Origin of the sequence: Enterobacter sp. 5-4 (genome assembly GCF_000612205.1) — a bacterium.
Lineage (GTDB): Bacteria > Pseudomonadota > Gammaproteobacteria > Enterobacterales > Enterobacteriaceae > Enterobacter > Enterobacter roggenkampii.
Window position 1 is genome coordinate 411,389 of the sequence record NZ_JFHW01000010.1, and the last position, 16,660, is coordinate 428,048.

Annotated in this window: 12 protein-coding genes; 8 read left to right on the forward strand and 4 right to left on the reverse strand. The window is 58.6% G+C overall.

The window, feature by feature from the left end; translation table 11 throughout:
- Nucleotides 1-57: 57 nt before the first annotated feature.
- The 3 genes from dksA to thpR all read right to left on the reverse strand — a co-directional run bounded on the left by dksA (nucleotide 58) and on the right by thpR (nucleotide 1,938).
- Nucleotides 58-513 (reverse strand): RNA polymerase-binding protein DksA, encoded by a 456-nt coding sequence (gene dksA / locus AA74_RS0108090; RefSeq protein WP_001155232.1) that lies wholly within the window; start codon nucleotides 511-513, stop codon nucleotides 58-60.
- A 176-nt stretch (nucleotides 514-689) separates the two neighbouring features.
- On the reverse strand, nucleotides 690-1,394 hold the full coding sequence (gene sfsA / locus AA74_RS0108095) for a DNA/RNA nuclease SfsA (protein ID WP_021240498.1): 705 nt from the start codon (nucleotides 1,392-1,394) through the stop codon (nucleotides 690-692).
- Entirely contained in the window at nucleotides 1,384-1,938 is a 555-nt protein-coding gene (thpR, locus tag AA74_RS0108100) for an RNA 2',3'-cyclic phosphodiesterase (protein WP_025912190.1), read from the reverse strand. The genes sfsA and thpR overlap by 11 nt, the downstream gene beginning before the upstream one ends.
- A 73-nt stretch (nucleotides 1,939-2,011) precedes the next feature.
- Here thpR and hrpB point away from each other — a divergent pair, with 73 nt between their 5' ends.
- From hrpB to fhuB, 6 genes are all read left to right on the forward strand, one after another.
- Complete coding sequence (hrpB, locus tag AA74_RS0108105; protein ID WP_025912191.1) at nucleotides 2,012-4,441, forward strand: ATP-dependent helicase HrpB; 2,430 nt, start codon at nucleotides 2,012-2,014, stop codon at nucleotides 4,439-4,441.
- Between the two features lie 141 nt (nucleotides 4,442-4,582).
- Nucleotides 4,583-7,108 carry a bifunctional glycosyl transferase/transpeptidase gene (gene mrcB / locus AA74_RS0108110; RefSeq protein ID WP_025912192.1) on the forward strand — a complete coding sequence of 842 codons (2,526 nt, stop codon included), beginning with the start codon at nucleotides 4,583-4,585 and terminating at the stop codon, nucleotides 7,106-7,108.
- Between the two features lie 230 nt (nucleotides 7,109-7,338).
- Nucleotides 7,339-9,549: a ferrichrome porin FhuA gene (gene fhuA / locus AA74_RS0108115; protein WP_021240495.1), complete on the forward strand. Its 2,211-nt coding sequence runs from the start codon at nucleotides 7,339-7,341 to the stop codon at nucleotides 9,547-9,549.
- Between the two features lie 50 nt (nucleotides 9,550-9,599).
- On the forward strand, nucleotides 9,600-10,397 hold the full coding sequence (fhuC, locus tag AA74_RS0108120) for a Fe3+-hydroxamate ABC transporter ATP-binding protein FhuC (RefSeq protein ID WP_008501928.1): 798 nt from the start codon (nucleotides 9,600-9,602) through the stop codon (nucleotides 10,395-10,397).
- On the forward strand, nucleotides 10,397-11,287 hold the full coding sequence (fhuD, locus tag AA74_RS0108125; RefSeq protein ID WP_025912193.1) for a Fe(3+)-hydroxamate ABC transporter substrate-binding protein FhuD: 891 nt from the start codon (nucleotides 10,397-10,399) through the stop codon (nucleotides 11,285-11,287). Before fhuC ends, fhuD begins: the two co-directional genes overlap by 1 nt.
- Complete coding sequence (gene fhuB / locus AA74_RS0108130; RefSeq protein ID WP_025912194.1) at nucleotides 11,284-13,266, forward strand: Fe(3+)-hydroxamate ABC transporter permease FhuB; 1,983 nt, start codon at nucleotides 11,284-11,286, stop codon at nucleotides 13,264-13,266. The genes fhuD and fhuB overlap by 4 nt, the downstream gene beginning before the upstream one ends.
- Nucleotides 13,267-13,350: 84 nt before the next feature.
- Here the strand turns inward: fhuB and hemL are convergent, their stop codons facing one another.
- Nucleotides 13,351-14,631, reverse strand: a complete 1,281-nt coding sequence (hemL, locus tag AA74_RS0108135) for a glutamate-1-semialdehyde 2,1-aminomutase (RefSeq protein ID WP_008501925.1) — start codon at nucleotides 14,629-14,631, stop codon at nucleotides 13,351-13,353.
- Nucleotides 14,632-14,807: 176 nt separating this feature from the next.
- Between hemL and clcA the strand changes: the two genes are divergently transcribed.
- Both clcA and erpA read left to right on the forward strand, forming a co-directional pair.
- Complete coding sequence (gene clcA, locus AA74_RS0108140) at nucleotides 14,808-16,208, forward strand: H(+)/Cl(-) exchange transporter ClcA (RefSeq protein WP_008501924.1); 1,401 nt, start codon at nucleotides 14,808-14,810, stop codon at nucleotides 16,206-16,208.
- Between the two features lie 79 nt (nucleotides 16,209-16,287).
- On the forward strand, nucleotides 16,288-16,632 hold the full coding sequence (gene erpA / locus AA74_RS0108145; RefSeq protein WP_008501923.1) for an iron-sulfur cluster insertion protein ErpA: 345 nt from the start codon (nucleotides 16,288-16,290) through the stop codon (nucleotides 16,630-16,632).
- The last annotated feature ends 28 nt before the right edge of the window (nucleotides 16,633-16,660 follow it).

Genomic DNA, 16,660 nt, shown 5'->3' on the forward strand with positions numbered 1-16,660 from the left:
CAACAGTAACAAGGCGGGAGAGACTCCCGCCTTTGGAGTGTGTAAACAGCGCTGGTGTTAACCGGCCATCTGTTTTTCGCGGATTTCGGCCAGCGTTTTGCAGTCGATGCACAGATCGGCGGTTGGACGCGCTTCCAGGCGACGAATGCCAATTTCAACACCGCAGGATTCGCAGTAGCCAAAATCTTCGTCTTCGACTTTTTTAAGCGTTTTCTCGATCTTTTTGATCAGTTTGCGTTCGCGGTCACGGTTACGCAGTTCGAGGCTGAACTCTTCTTCCTGAGCGGCACGGTCTACCGGATCCGGGAAGTTAGCAGCTTCATCCTGCATATGAGTAACGGTGCGATCGACTTCATCCCTGAGTTGATTACGCCATGCTTCAAGAATACGCTTGAAGTGCGACAGCTGGGCTTCGTTCATATACTCTTCGCCCGGTTTCTCTTGATACGGCTCCACCCCAGCGATGGCGAGAATACTCAGGGACGATGTTTTACGGTTTTGCCCTTCTTGCATGTTGCTTCTCCTTAACACGCACTATCGATCCCCGTGTTGGGGGAAAAATCAGGTCGCTATAAATAGCAGATGCTTTTCCGTATGGCAATTATCTAAACGTAACACTTGACAAGCCTGTGAGGAAAAGCGTATTTGCGCACGCGGCCAGAACACTTAATAGTCAATCGTCTAATCCCTTATAAGACAATGGGAAGAGAGGATCTCAGAGTCATATTATCGGCAGAAAGTTCCGCTTTATAAGCGAAAACCTCTACCCCCTGCTTTTGTGCCTCATTCAACAATTGCGCGTATTTAGGATCAATATGGCGGGCAGGGGAGAAACGTTCAATGGCTGAATGCAATACCGCAAACAGCAATACGGCGCGTTTGCCCGCCGCCGCAACACTCATTAGCTCTCGCAGATGCTTCTGGCCACGTAGCGTTACCGCATCCGGGAAGTAGCCATTTTCCTGTTCCGCTAACGTCACTGATTTTACTTCAATATAGCACTCCGGCCTGTCTTCCGCCTGTAACATGAAGTCAATTCTGCTGCCTTCATCGCCATATTTCACTTCGCTTTTATGCGTGCCATAACCAACCAGTTCGGGAATAACGCCATGGGTCAGCGCTTCCTTAACTAACTGATTGGCGCGCAGGGTATTAACGCAAATAAATGCCCCGTTTTGGGTTTCGGTCATTTCCCAGGTATGAGCATATTTGCGTTTAGTATTTTCTGATGTGGAATACCAGACCCTGTCACCCGGCGTCGCACAGCCCGTCATGGCACCGGTATTGGGGCAGTGCAGAGTGAGCTGTTCGCCTTCTGGCGTGATCACATCGGCGAGGAAGCGTTTGTAGCGTTGGACAAGCGTAGCGTGCTGCAGGGGAGGACTAAACTTCATCAGAATTCCTTTCGGTGTCGCCCAGCGTCCAGCGCTGTAGCGGCGTATAGCGGGTGCGTCCCTGAATAAAGATGGATTCATAAAGCGCGAATGTGTTGACCTGAAAGGCCCAGTGAAAACCCGGCGGCGGGATGGCAACGGCCTGACCGGCATCGCGCAGCAGGGTGATGTGCGGATGAAACGGCTGTGGGCTTTGATAACAGCCGCTGCGCGCCGCCTGCGCGCGCAGCATGTTCGCCAGCTGTAATAATCCGCGCGGAGGCTGTCGCGTACCCAGCCAGACCACGCGCGAACGCAGCCACTGGCCCGCGTCGTCGAGGTGCAGCGTAAATTCCGGCTGGGCAATACGCCCTGCCAGGGCGGCTAGCGCCCGCTGTTTTTCGGCACTGACGTCGCCCAAAAAGGCCAGCGTCAGGTGCAGGTTGGCCGCCGCGACAGGGCGACCGGCCTCCGGCGAGAAGTGGTCAGCGCGCCAGCGAACAATTTGACGCTGTAAGGGGGTGGGCAATTCAATGGCAAAAAACAGCCGTTTCGACTCAGGCATACGGAGGACTCGGTAATGATATGCGCCGATGCTACAATGTACGCCGACGAATGTTAACCCTCTGGAGCTGTTAGTGTCCTCATTGCCGGTCGCCGTTGTTCTTCCTGACCTTCTCGCTGCCTTACGCCATTCCCCGCAGGTTTTGCTGAATGCCCCGACGGGGGCGGGTAAGTCCACCTGGCTGCCGCTGCAGATTCTGAAAGAGGGGAACATCAGCGGGAAAATTATCCTGCTGGAGCCGCGCAGGCTGGCCGCACGCAACGTAGCGCAGCGCCTCGCGGAACTGCTGAATGAAAAACCGGGCGAAACGGTAGGGTACAGGATGCGCGCCGAGACCTGCGTGGGTCCGACAACGCGCCTTGAGGTGGTCACCGAGGGCATTCTCACCCGCATGCTGCAAAACGATCCGGAGCTGACCGGCGTCGGGCTGGTGATCCTGGATGAATTTCACGAGCGCAGCCTGCAGGCGGATCTGGCCCTCGCGCTGTTGCTGGACGTTCAGCAGGGACTGCGTGACGATCTCCGGCTGCTGATAATGTCGGCCACGCTGGACAATGCGCGGCTACGGCAGGCGTTATCCGATGCGCCTGTCATCAGCTCTGAAGGGCGGGCGTTTCCTGTTGAACGCCGCTATCAACCGCTTCCCTCCCATCAGCGTTTTGACGAAGCGGTCGCCATTGCCACCGCAGAACTGCTGCGTCAGGAACCCGGCTCGCTGCTGCTGTTTTTGCCGGGCGTCGGGGAGATCCAGCGCGTGCAGGAGCAGCTTTCCTCTCGCGTAGGCGGTGATGTACTGCTGTGCCCGCTCTACGGCGCGCTGTCGCTGCAGGAGCAGCGTAAAGCTATCCTTCCTGCCCCGGTTGGACAGCGCAAGGTGGTACTGGCAACCAATATTGCTGAAACCAGTTTGACCATCGAAGGTATTCGCCTGGTGGTCGATAGCGCGCAGGAGAGGGTGGCAAGCTTTGACCCGCGCACCGGGCTGACTAAACTCCTGACGCAGCGCATCAGCCAGGCATCAATGGTGCAGCGCGCGGGCCGCGCGGGGCGACTTGAGCCGGGTATATGCCTGCATTTGACCAGCGCAGAGCAGGCGGAACGTGCGGCGCAGCAAAGCACACCGGAAATTCTACAAAGCGATTTGTCTGGCCTGGTGATGGATCTGCTGCAGTGGGGCTGCCCGGATCCTGGACAGCTTACCTGGCTTGATTCCCCGCCAGCCGTGAACCTCACCGCTGCGCGCAACCTGTTGACCCAGCTTGGTGCGCTGGAAGGCGAACGTCTGACGGTACGCGGCCAGAAAATGGCGGCACTGGGCAACGATCCGCGTCTGGCCGCGATGCTGGTGGCCGCGCAGGGGGAAGATGAGATTGCCACGGCGGCCAAACTGGCGGCTATCCTTGAGGAGCCGCCGCGCGGAGGCAGCAGCGATCTGGGGCAGGCGTTTTCGCGCAATCAGGGGAACTGGCAGCAGCGGGCCCAGCAGCTCTGTAAGCGGCTTAACAGCCGCGGCGGCGTGCCAGACAGTGAGAGCCTCTCCCGGCTGTTAGCGCAGGCGTTTCCGGACCGGATTGCGCGTCGGCGCGGGCTGGACGGTCGCTACCAGCTGGCAAACGGTATGGGGGCGATGCTGGACAGCGATGATGCCCTGACGCGTCATGAGTGGCTGATTGCGCCGCTCCTGCTGCAGGGGAGCAACTCCCCGGATGCGCGTATCCTGCAGGCGATTGCCGTCGATATTGACGCCCTGACCCGTACCTGTCCGCATCTGCTCCAGCAATCGGACATCGTCGAGTGGGATGACGCCCAGGGCACGCTGAAGGCGTTTCGTCGCAGCCAGATTGGCAAACTGACACTCGGAACGAAGCCGCTGGCGAAGCCGTCGGAAGACGAGCTCCATCAGGCTATGCTGAACGGCATTCGGGAAAAAGGGCTGAGCGTGCTGAACTGGACGCCGGAGGCTGAGCAGTACCGCATTCGCCTGCACTGCGCCGCTCGCTGGTTGCCGGAGTACGCCTGGCCAGCGGTGGATGACGAAACGTTACTCGCGTCGCTGGAGACCTGGCTACTGCCGCAGATGAGCGGCGTACACTCCCTGCGGGCGCTGAAAGCGCTTGATGTTAAGGTCGCGTTACAGAATTTACTGGACTGGTCATTGCGTCAACGTCTGGATAGTGAACTGCCAGGGCATTACACTGTGCCGACCGGAAGCCGGATTGCCATCCGTTATCATGAGGATAATCCGCCGGCGCTGGCGGTTCGAATGCAGGAGATGTTTGGTGAGGCAACCACGCCGTCTATCGCTGAAGGGCGCGTGCCGTTGGTGCTTGAACTGCTGTCGCCTGCGCATCGACCCTTGCAGATCACTCGCGATTTGGGGGCGTTCTGGGCGGGGAGCTACCGTGACGTGCAAAAAGAGATGAAAGGGCGGTACCCCAAACACGTCTGGCCGGACGATCCGGCGAATACGGCGCCGACGAAGCGGACGAAGAAGTATTCCTGATAGGGATGTGCGGCCTGATGTCCTCACCCGGCCCTCTCCCACAGGGAGAGGGAGAACTAATTTTGAGAGATTTCTTCTTTCACAGACCGGTGGAAGAAAAGAGAATCGGGCCTTTGCGCCTGAAAGTTGCGGAGAAAAAGCATGGCGGGGAATGACCGCGAGCCAATAGGACGTAAGGGAAGACCAACGCGTCCGGCGAAAGAAAAGGTAAGCCGTCGTCGCCTCAGAGATGAGGACTATGACGATGACTATGAAGACGATGATGAGGATGAAGAACCGATGCCGCGTAAAGGGAAAGGCAAAGGGCGCAAGCCTCGGGGCAAACGCGGCTGGTTCTGGCTGCTGCTGAAGCTCTTTATTGTTTTTGTTGTGCTGATGGCAATTTACGGCGTCTATCTGGATCAGAAGATCCGCAGCCGTATCGACGGTAAAGTCTGGCAGTTACCTGCGGCCGTGTATGGCCGCATGGTGAACCTTGAGCCAGATATGTCCATCACGAAAAACGAAATGGTAAAACTGCTGGAAGCTACCCAGTATCGTCAGGTGTCAAAAATGACGCGCCCTGGCGAATTCACCGTGCAGGCCAACAGCATTGAGATGATCCGCCGTCCGTTTGATTTCCCGGACAGCAAAGAGGGTCAGGTGCGCGCGCGTCTGACCTTTGACGGCGATCGTCTGGATACCATCGAGAACATGGATAACAACCGTCAGTTCGGTTTCTTCCGTCTCGATCCCCGCCTGATCACCATGCTCTCGTCGGCGAACGGCGAACAGCGTCTGTTCGTGGCGCGTAACGGCTTCCCGGATCTGCTGGTTGATACCCTGCTGGCAACCGAAGACCGCCACTTCTACGAGCATGACGGCATCAGCCTCTACTCGATTGGCCGTGCGGTCCTGGCGAACCTGACCGCGGGCCGTACCGTGCAGGGGGCAAGTACGCTGACCCAGCAGCTGGTGAAGAACCTGTTCCTCTCCAGCGAGCGCTCTTACTGGCGTAAAGCGAACGAAGCGTATATGGCCGTGCTGATGGATGCGCGCTACAGCAAGGATCGTATCCTTGAGCTGTATATGAACGAGGTGTACCTCGGTCAGAGCGGCGATAACGAAATCCGCGGCTTCCCGCTGGCGAGCCTGTACTACTTTGGTCGTCCGGTTGAAGAGCTGAGTCTGGATCAGCAGGCGCTGCTGGTGGGCATGGTGAAAGGGGCATCCATTTATAACCCGTGGCGTAACCCGAAACTGGCGCTGGAGCGTCGTAACCTCGTTCTGCGTCTGCTGCAACAGCAGCAGGTGATTGACCAGGAGCTGTACGACATGCTGAGCGCGCGTCCGCTTGGCGTGCAGCCGCGCGGCGGGGTGATCTCGCCTCAGCCTGCGTTTATGCAGCTGGTGCGTCAGGAGCTGCAGAGCAAGCTTGGCGATAAGGTGAAAGATCTCTCCGGCGTGAAGATCTTTACGACCTTTGACTCCGTGGCGCAGGATGCGGCAGAAAAAGCGGCGGTGGAAGGCATTCCGGCGCTGAAGAAACAGCGTAAGCTCTCCGATCTTGAAACCGCGATGGTGGTGGTTGACCGTAACTCCGGCGAAGTTCGTGCGATGGTGGGCGGTGCCGAGCCGCAGTTTGCTGGCTATAACCGTGCCATGCAGGCGCGTCGCTCGATCGGCTCTCTGGCAAAACCGGCGACCTATCTCACTGCCCTGAGTCAGCCAAACCAGTATCGTCTGAATACCTGGATTGCGGATGCGCCGATCTACCTGCGCCAGCCTAACGGCCAGGTGTGGTCACCGCAGAACGACGACAAGCAGTTTAGCGGTCAGGTGATGCTGGTGGATGCGTTGACGCGCTCCATGAACGTGCCGACGGTGAACCTGGGCATGTCGCTGGGTCTGCCAGCGATTGTCGATACCTGGCAGAAGCTGGGCGTGGCGAAAGATCAGCTGCACCCGGTACCGGCGATGATCCTGGGGGCGCTCAACCTGACGCCGATCGAAGTGGCGCAGGCGTTCCAGACGATCGCCAGCGGCGGTAACCGCGCGCCGCTCTCCGCCCTGCGTTCGGTGATTGCCGAAGATGGCTCCGTGCTGTATCAGAGCTTCCCGCAGGCGGAACGTGCCGTTCCTGCGCAGGCAGCCTATATGACGCTGTGGACGATGCAGCAGGTGGTGCAGCGCGGTACCGGCCGTCAGCTGGGAGCGAAGTATCCGGGCCTGCATCTGGCGGGTAAAACCGGGACCACCAACAACAACGTTGACACCTGGTTTGCCGGTATTGATGGTCGTGAAGTGGTGATCACCTGGGTAGGCCGCGACAACAACCAGCCGACCAAGCTGTACGGCGCGAGCGGGGCGATGTCGATTTACCAGCGCTATCTGGCGAATCAGTCCCCGGTGCCGCTTAACCTGGTTGCGCCGGAAGATATCGTCGATATGGGCGTGGACAGTTCCGGTAACTTCGTCTGCGGCGGCGGAATGCGTACTCTGCCGGTCTGGACAACCAACCCGGATTCCCTGTGCCAGCAAAGCCAGCCAGAACAGCCAACGGGTAACCCGTTCGAGCAGTCTTCTCAGCCACAGCAGCCGCAGCAGCAACAGCCGCAGCAGCAGAACGAGAAGAAAGACAGCGATGGTGTCGCAGGCTGGATTAAAGATATGTTCGGCGGTAACTAACCGCGTGAGGTCCCCCCGCAAGGGGGGATTTTTTTACCCATTCCCCCCTTTTTTTAACCCTCTTTTTAATATTGATTAACCCTTCGTTCTCTCCTGGTTATTTCTTAAACCCTTAATTCTCGTAGGGCCGCTTACTGCTTGCTATGCAGTCAGCGTTTCGCCTATTATGCTGCGGTCATAATAATAATTCTCGTTTACGTTATCATTCACTTTTCCATCAGAGATACACCATGGCGCTTTCCAATACTGCTCAGCCAATCAATACGTCGCTGCGTAAAATCGCGGTCGTCGTCGCCACAGCGGTTGCCGGCATGTCGGCTTATACACATGCTGCCGAAACCCCGAAAAAAGAAGAAACCATTACGGTAACCGCAGCACCTGCGGCACAGGAAAGTGCCTGGGGACCGGCACCCACGATTGCGGCTAAACGCACCGCCACCGCGACCAAGACCGATACCCCGATTGAGAAAACCCCGCAGTCTATTTCTGTCGTCACCCGTGAAGAGATGGACATGAAGCAGCCGGGGACGGTTAAACAGGCGCTGGCCTATACGCCGAGCGTGTTCGCAACACGCGGGGCGTCTACAACGTATGACGTTGTTTCTATTCGTGGGTTCACCACCTCCAGTACCGTGAATACTAACCAGTATCTGGACGGGATGAAGCTGCAGGGAGATAACTATTCTGAAGCGTCCATGGATCCGTATTTCCTTGAGCGCGTCGAGCTGCTGCGTGGCCCAACGTCCGTTCTGTACGGTAAAAGCCACCCGGGCGGCGTGGTCAGCATGGTCAGCAAGCGCCCAACCACCGAGCCACTGAAAGAAATTCAGTTCAAAATGGGTACCGATAACCTGTGGCAGACCGGGTTTGATTTCAGCGATGCGATTGATGATGACGGCGTGTGGTCATACCGTCTGACCGGACTGGGGCGCAGCGAAAATGCGCAGCAGGAGATGGTGAAATCTTCCCGCTACGCCATTGCACCTGCTTTCAGCTGGCGTCCTGACGATAAAACCGATTTTACTTTCCTGAGCAACTTCCAGAGCGATCCGGATGCAGGCTATTACGGCTGGCTGCCGCGGGAAGGTACCGTTGTGCCTTACTACGATGCCAACGGCAAAGCACACAAGCTGCCGACCGATTTCAACGAAGGTGAAGAAGATAACAAGATCTCCCGTCGTCAGAAAATGGTGGGTTACAGCTTCTCGCATCAGTTTGATGACACCTTTACCGTGCGTCAAAACCTGCGCTACACCAAAATCAATACGCTTTACCGTTCCGTCTACGGTAACGGCTATATTGCACCGGCTCAGATCAGCCGCGCGTATGTGCGCTCCGATGAGGACCTCAACTCGTTTACCGTTGATACTCAGCTTCAGTCCAAATTTGCGACGGGTGCAGTGGATCATACCCTGTTGACGGGCGTTGATTACCTCCGCATGCGTAATGATATTGATGCTGACTACGGCACGGCCGATCCCATCAGTATGACGAAGCCTGCGTACGGCAATCCAAATGTCGACGTTTACTACCTTTACAAAGTGCTCAACCGTCAGGAACAAACCGGCCTTTATGCGCAGGATCAGGCTGAATGGGATAAGTGGGTACTCACAATGGGTGGCCGCTATGACTTTGCGAAAACCTCAGCACTGACGCGTACAACCGGTACTACCGCGGAAATCAACGATCAGGCATTCACGTGGCGCGGCGGGATTAACTACCTGTTCGACAACGGCATCACGCCTTATTTCAGCTATAGCGAATCGTTCGAACCGATTTCGGGTACCACTCAGGGCGGCAAACCGTTCGATCCTGCACGCGGCAAGCAATATGAAGCGGGCGTGAAGTACGTACCGAAAGATCTGCCTGTTGTGGTCACGGCTGCTGTTTATCAGTTAACCAAAAACAACAACCTGACGGCCGATCCGGCGAACCCGACCAGCGGCTTTAGCGTGCAGGGCGGTGAAATTCGCTCTCGCGGTTTCGAACTGGAAGCGAAAGCTGCCGTCTCTGCCAACGTGAACGTGACGGCTTCCTATAGCTTTACTGATGCCAAATACACGCACGATACCTGGTATGAAGGCCGTCGTCCGGCGGAAGTGCCGCGCAATATGGCGTCTCTGTGGGCAGATTACACCTTCCACGAGACGGCGTTGAGCGGTCTGACGGTAGGGGCTGGCACCCGTTACATTGGTAACACCGTGTCCTATTACTCTGCCTCGTCGCCAAAAGCCTACCAGTCGTTCAACGTCGCGGGCTATGCCCTGGCGGATGCCACCGTGAAATACGATCTGGCACGCTTTGGACTTCCCGGCTCTTCTGTCGGCGTCAACGTGAACAACATCTTCGATCGCGAATACGTCTCCAGCTGCTACAGCGAATATGCATGCTACTGGGGAGCAGGACGTCAGGTTGTTGCTACCGCGACCTTCCGCTTCTAATCTCTCTTCGGGCACGGTTCGCCGTGCCCTTTTTATTTAAGTTGGCTGATATGCAGGATAATCAAACGCAACCCGACACCACCTTTACGCTCAACCATCTCTCCTTTCGCGTACCCGGGCGCACCTTGCTGCATCCGCTCTCTTTGACGTTTCCCGCAGGTAAAGTCACTGGCCTGATTGGTCACAACGGTTCCGGTAAGTCCACGCTGCTCAAGATGCTGGGACGACATCAGCCGCCGTCAGAAGGCGACATCCTGCTGGATGACCAACCGCTGGAGAGCTGGAGCAGTAAAGCCTTTGCCCGCAAAGTGGCGTATCTGCCACAGCAGCTGCCGCAGGCGGAGGGAATGACGGTGCGAGAGCTGGTGGCGATTGGGCGTTATCCGTGGCATGGCGCGCTTGGACGCTTTGGCGTGGCCGACAGAGAGAAAGTGGAAGAGGCGATTGCGCTGGTCGGGCTTAAGCCGCTGGCGCACCGTCTGGTGGATAGCCTGTCCGGCGGTGAACGCCAGCGCGCGTGGATTGCAATGCTGGTGGCCCAGGACAGCCGCTGCCTGCTCCTCGACGAACCCACCTCCGCACTTGATATCGCCCATCAGGTCGATGTTCTGGCGCTGGTGCACCGCTTGAGCCAGCAGCGCGGTCTGACGGTGATTGCGGTGCTGCATGATATCAACATGGCGGCACGCTACTGTGATTACCTTGTTGCGCTGCGCGGCGGCGAAATGATTGCGCAGGGAACGCCGTCCGAGCTGATGCGCAGCGAAACGCTGGAACAGATTTATGGTATTCCGATGGGTATTCTGCCTCACCCGGCCGGGGCTGCACCGGTGAGCTTCGTGTACTGATGCTGGACAACATGCGCATTAGCCGCCGTCGCCTGCTGACGGCGATGGCCCTCTCACCGCTGCTGTTAAAAATGAATACGGCGCGTGCCGCCGCCGTCGATCCGCACCGCATAGTGGTGCTGGAGTGGTTGCCGGTCGAGCTGATGATGGCGCTCGGCGTTACGCCCTACGGCGTCGCGGACATTCCCAACTATAACCTCTGGGTGAACGAGCCGAAGCTGCCGGACTCGGTGATCGACGTCGGCCTGCGTACGGAGCCAAACCTCGAGCTGCTCACCCAGATGAAACCCTCGTTTCTGTTCTGGTCCGCGGGCTACGGTCCGTCAGAAGAGGTGATGGCGCGCATTGCGCCCGGGCGCGGATTCGCTTTCAGCGACGGTAAAAAACCGCTGGCCGTAGCGAAAAATTCGATTGGCGAGATGGCGCATTTCCTTAACCGGGAAGCGGAGGCCAAACGGCATCTCGACGAATTTGATGCCCTGATCGACTCCCTGAAGCCGCGTTTTGCTCACCGGGGCGATCGTCCGCTGCTGATGGTGACGCTGCTGGATGCCCGCCATATGCTGGTCTTTGGTAAAAACTGCCTGTTCCAGGAGGTGCTGGACAGCTTCGGCATTCGCAACGCCTGGGAAGGGGAGATGACGTTCTGGGGCAGTACCGCTGTGGGTATCGATCGCCTCGCGGCGTTTCGCGATGTGGATGTGCTGTGCTTCGATCACGGCAACGAGCGCGACATGCAAACCCTGATGGCGACCCCGCTCTGGCAGGCGATGCCGTTTGTGCGCGAGCGGCGCTTCCAGCGCGCTCCGGCGGTCTGGTTCTACGGCGCGACGCTGTCGGCGATGCATTTTGCCCGCGTGCTGGATAACGCCCTGGGAGGTAAAGCATGAATACGCGTATTGCCCGTTTCCCGGCGCTTCTGCTGATGCTGATTTTTCTTGCCGCGCTGGCGTTAACCGGGTTCAACCTCTCTGCCGCGTTACCGCGCGCGCAATGGGGAGCCGCGCTGGCCTCGCCGGATATCGACAATATTCAGCAGATGCTGTTCCACTACAGCCTGCTGCCGCGTCTGGCCATCTCTCTTTTAGTCGGTGCCGGTTTAGGACTGGTGGGCGTGCTGTTCCAGCAGGTGTTACGTAACCCGCTGGCGGAGCCAACCACGCTCGGCGTCGCGACCGGCGCACAGCTTGGGATCACTATCACCACGCTGTGGGCGCTGCCGGGAGCGTTAACCTCGCAGTTTGCGGCACTCGCGGGGGCGTGCGTGGTGGGCGCGCTGGTCTTTGGCGTGGCCTGGGGTAAACGCCTTTCTCCGGTAACGCTTATCCTGGCCGGGCTGGTGGTGAGCCTCTACTGTGGCGCCATTAACCAGCTGCTGGTGCTTTTCCACCACGATCGGCTGCAAAGCATGTTCCTGTGGAGTACCGGTACGCTCACCCAAACCGACTGGAGCGTTGTGCTGCGCCTGTGGCCGCAGCTGGCTGGCGGTGTCGTGCTGACGCTGCTGCTCCTGCGTCCCCTGACGCTGATGGGACTGGATGATGGCGTGGCGCGTAACCTGGGGCTGGCGCTGTCGCTGGCTCGCCTGGCGGCGCTGACGCTGGCGATTGTATTGAGCGCCCTGCTGGTGAATGCGGTTGGCATCATCGGGTTTATCGGCCTGTTTGCGCCGCTGCTGGCGAAAATGCTTGGTGCGCGCCGTTTGCTGGCGCGTCTTCTGCTGGCCTCGCTGATTGGGGCGCTGATCCTCTGGCTTTCCGATCAGCTTATTCTCTGGCTGGCGCGGGTGTGGCGAGAAGTCTCTACCGGCTCGGTCACGGCGCTTATCGGTGCGCCGCTGCTGCTTTGGCTGCTGCCGCGTCTGCGCAGCATGAGCGCACCGGCGATGGATGCGGGCGATAAAGTCCATGCTGAACGTCAGTCGGTACTGTGGTTTAGCCTTGCCGGGCTGGCGGTGCTGATTATTGCCTCGTTCGCGGCGCTCTCATTCGGTCGCGATGCCGCGGGCTGGCACTGGGCAACGGGCGATTTACTCAACGATCTGCTGCAGTGGCGCTGGCCGCGTATCTTTGCTGCGCTGATCGCAGGGGTAATGCTGGCGGTGGCGGGGTGCATTATTCAGCGTCTGACCGGCAACCCGATGGCGAGCCCGGAAGTGCTTGGGATCAGCTCTGGCGCCGCCTTTGGCGTGGTGCTGATGCTGTTCTTTGTGCCGGGCAATGCGTTTGGCTGGCTGATGCCTGCCGGCAGTCTCGGGGCGGCGGTTACGCTGCTGATTATCCTGATTGCCGCCGGTCGCGGCGGGTTTTCACCGCACCGTATGCTGCTGGCGGGGATGGCGCTCAGCACCGCGTTCACCATGCTGCTGATGATGCTGCAGGCAAGCGGCGACCCGCGTATGGCGAAGATCCTGACCTGGATATCCGGCTCAACGTACGGCGCGACCGGCAGCCAGGCGATCGGGTCCGGGCTCGTGATGGTCGTGCTGCTGGCGATGGTGCCGCTGTGCCGACGCTGGCTGACTATTTTGCCGCTCGGCGGTGAAACCGCACGTGCGGTGGGCATGGCGCTGACGCCAGCGCGTGTAGCGCTGCTGCTGCTCGCCGCGTGCCTGACGGCGACGGCCACCATGACGATTGGCCCGCTGAGTTTTGTGGGGTTAATGGCGCCGCATATCGCCAGAATGATGGGGTTCCGCCGGACGATGCCGCATATCGTCATGTCGGCCCTCACGGGCGGGGTGATGCTGGTGTTTGCAGACTGGTGCGGAAGAATGGTGCTGTTCCCGTATCAGATCCCGGCGGGGCTGCTGTCGACCTTTATTGGTGCGCCGTATTTTATTTATCTGTTGAGAAAGCAGAGTCGGTAGTCAGGTGCGGCTTGATGCCCTCTCCCACGGGGAGAGGGAGAACACCGTAAGCCGGGTAAGTGTTAGCACCACCCGGCAATGCTCTTAGAGCTTCGCAAACACCTTACGCGCCGCGTCAATGGTGTTATTGATATCTTCTTCGCTGTGCGCCACGGACATAAAGCCCGCCTCGAATGCGGACGGTGCCAGGTAGACGCCTTCTTCCAGCATCAGGTGGAAGAAGCGCTTGAAGCGTTCAACGTCGCACTTCACCACGTCCTGATAGCGGGTCACGGTTTTCGCCTCGGTGAAGAAAATCCCGAACATCCCGCCTACGTGGTTAACCACCAGCGGAATACCGGCCTCTTCTGCCGCTTCCAGCAGGCCGTTTGCCAGCTGCGTGGTCCGGTCGGTCAGGGTTTCGTGAATACCTGGCTGCGCCACTTCGGTCAGGCAGGCAAAACCCGCCGCCATGGCGATAGGGTTGCCGGAGAGCGTGCCCGCCTGGTAAACCGGGCCGGTTGGTGCCAGCGCTTCCATGACGTCCTTACGACCACCGAACGCGCCGACCGGCATGCCGCCGCCGATGATTTTACCCAGGCAGGTGAGGTCCGGCTCCACGCCGTAATAAGACTGGGCGCCCGCCAGCGCCACGCGGAAGCCGGTCATCACTTCGTCGATGATCAGCAGCGCGCCGAACTCATCGCACAGGGCGCGCAGGCCCGGCAGGAAGTCAGGCTGCGGTGGGATACAGTTCATGTTGCCCGCAACCGGCTCAACGATGATGCAGGCGATCTCCTGCGGATACTGCTCGAACGCCGCGCGAACGGTGTTCAGATCGTTGTAGGTGCAGGTCAGGGTATGCTTCGCGAAATCCGCAGGCACGCCAGGCGAGTTTGGCTGGCCGAGCGTCAGCGCGCCGGAACCCGCTTTCACCAGCAGGCAGTCCGCGTGGCCGTGGTAGCAGCCTTCGAACTTGATGATTTTGTCGCGGCCGGTAAAACCGCGCGCCAGGCGGATGGCGCTCATGGTGGCTTCGGTACCTGAGTTCACCATGCGCACCATGTCCATGGTCGGGACCAGCTCGGTGACCAGTTCCGCCATCTTCACTTCCATTTCGGTAGGCGCACCGAAGCTCAGGCCGCGCTGGGCGGCTTCAATTACCGCGTTACGAATGGCCGGGTGGTTGTGACCCAGCACCATCGGGCCCCAGGAGCCGACGTAATCGATATAGGCTTTGCCATCGACATCATACAGATACGCGCCGTCAGCACGTTCGATAAACAGCGGCGTGCCGCCCACGCCGGTAAAGGCGCGCACAGGTGAGTTCACGCCACCCGGAATAAGCTCGCGGGCTGCACTGTAGAGGTTTTCAGACTTGCTCATGGCGTCGTTCCTGGTTCGTATAAAATGATTAAGCCCACTATTCTAAGTGATTCGGGGAAGGTTATGAAATTTTTAGCTTGGTAATGCTTTAAGATTTGTTAAGTAATTTTCAGGAGACGGTGGGGCAGTCTCTGGTAAAATCCACGCGGCTTTTGTATGACGAATAAGTACAGGACATGAAATCAGATTCTCCGTCTTTTGAAGAACAACAGTTTACGCGCGCCCAGCATCGAATCAGTATTCGACGGCTGCTCAATCGCGATAAAACGCCGCTGGCGATCCTGCTGGCCGCTGCCGTGGTGGGAACGCTCGCCGGTCTGGTGGGCGTGGCGTTTGAAAAAGCGGTTAATGCCGTGCTCAACTGGCGAGTGGGAACCGTGGCCGGTTTCGCCGACAGCCGATGGCTGGTCTGGGTTGCGGCGTTCGGGCTGTCGGCGCTGTTCGCCATGGTGGGGTATTTTCTGGTGCGTAAATTTGCGCCGGAGGCGGGCGGGTCCGGCATCCCGGAAATTGAAGGGGCGCTGGAGGAGCTGCGTCCTGTGCGCTGGTGGCGAGTCATTCCGGTGAAATTTATCGGCGGCATGGGTACGCTGGGCGCGGGAATGGTGCTCGGCAGGGAAGGGCCCACGGTTCAGCTGGGCGGGAACGTCGGCCGCATGGTGGGCGATCTCTTTCGGATGCGCAGCGCCGAAGCGCGCCATACGCTGCTGGCTACCGGTGCGGCGGCGGGGCTGTCGGCGGCGTTTAACGCGCCGCTGGCGGGCATTTTGTTTATCATCGAAGAGATGCGCGCGCAGTTTCGCTACAACCTGATCTCCATTAAAGCGGTGTTTACCGGCGTCATTATGTCGAGCATCGTGTTTCGCCTCTTTAATGGCGAAGGGGCGGTCATTGAGGTGGGTAAACTGACCAACGCGCCGGTTAACACCCTGTGGCTTTACCTGATCCTCGGCATGATTTTTGGCGTGGTGGGACCGCTGTTTAACACCTTTATCCTGCGCGCTCAGGATATGTTCCAGCGTATTCACGGTGGGAATACGACTAAATGGGTGCTGATGGGCGGCCTGCTTGGCGGAATCTGTGGCGTGCTCGGGTTTATCGAGCCAAATGCCGCGGGCGGCGGCTTCGGGCTGATCCCCATTGCGGCGGCGGGGAACTTCAGCGTGGGTCTGCTGCTGTTTATGTTTATCTCCCGCGTCATCACCACGGTGCTGTGCTTCTCCTCCGGCGCGCCCGGCGGGATATTCGCCCCGATGCTGGCGCTGGGAACCTTGTTGGGCACCGCGTTTGGTATGGCGGCTCAAGCGGGCTTTCCCGCCTATCACCTTGATGCAGGGACCTTTGCGGTAGCCGGAATGGGGGCGCTGCTGGCCGCCTCCCTGCGCGCGCCGTTGACCGGGATCGTGCTGGTGCTGGAGATGACGGACAATTACCAGCTCATTTTGCCAATGATCATTACCTGTCTCGGGGCGACACTATTAGCCCAGTTCCTGGGTGGAAAACCGCTATACTCCACCATCCTCGCGCGTACCCTGGCAAAACAAGAGGCGGAGCGGGCCGCCGCGCAGAATACTTGAATGAATTACCAGGGTATTAGATAATGACGAAAAGAATTGGGTGAATTTTACCCAATAGCAGTATTCATGGGAGCATAAGATGAGTGATGACGTAGCTGTGCCGCTGGAATTTACCGAAGCAGCAGCCAACAAAGTGAAAACCCTGATTGCCGACGAAGACAATCCGGATCTGAAACTGCGTGTCTATATTACCGGTGGCGGCTGCAGCGGCTTCCAGTACGGTTTTACTTTTGACGATCAGGTTAACGATGGCGATATGACCATTGAGAAACAGGGCGTCGCGCTGGTGGTTGACCCGATGAGCCTGCAGTATCTGGTAGGTGGTTCGGTCGACTACACCGAAGGTCTGGAAGGTTCACGCTTTGTGGTGACCAACCCGAATGCAACAAGCACCTGCGGGTGTGGGTCTTCGTTCAGCATTTAAGCCTGAATGCGGATTGCAGGCCCGGTAA

Coding starts and splice junctions, on each gene's coding strand:
- fhuC (WP_008501928.1), top strand. CDS start 9,600: ATGCAGGATAATCAAACGCAACCCGACACCACCTTTACGCTCAACCAT.
- fhuD (WP_025912193.1), top strand. CDS start 10,397: ATGCTGGACAACATGCGCATTAGCCGCCGTCGCCTGCTGACGGCGATG.
- dksA (WP_001155232.1), bottom strand. CDS start 513: ATGCAAGAAGGGCAAAACCGTAAAACATCGTCCCTGAGTATTCTCGCC.
- thpR (WP_025912190.1), bottom strand. CDS start 1,938: ATGCCTGAGTCGAAACGGCTGTTTTTTGCCATTGAATTGCCCACCCCC.
- clcA (WP_008501924.1), top strand. CDS start 14,808: ATGAAATCAGATTCTCCGTCTTTTGAAGAACAACAGTTTACGCGCGCC.
- mrcB (WP_025912192.1), top strand. CDS start 4,583: ATGGCGGGGAATGACCGCGAGCCAATAGGACGTAAGGGAAGACCAACG.
- hemL (WP_008501925.1), bottom strand. CDS start 14,631: ATGAGCAAGTCTGAAAACCTCTACAGTGCAGCCCGCGAGCTTATTCCG.
- fhuB (WP_025912194.1), top strand. CDS start 11,284: ATGAATACGCGTATTGCCCGTTTCCCGGCGCTTCTGCTGATGCTGATT.
- fhuA (WP_021240495.1), top strand. CDS start 7,339: ATGGCGCTTTCCAATACTGCTCAGCCAATCAATACGTCGCTGCGTAAA.
- sfsA (WP_021240498.1), bottom strand. CDS start 1,394: ATGAAGTTTAGTCCTCCCCTGCAGCACGCTACGCTTGTCCAACGCTAC.
- erpA (WP_008501923.1), top strand. CDS start 16,288: ATGAGTGATGACGTAGCTGTGCCGCTGGAATTTACCGAAGCAGCAGCC.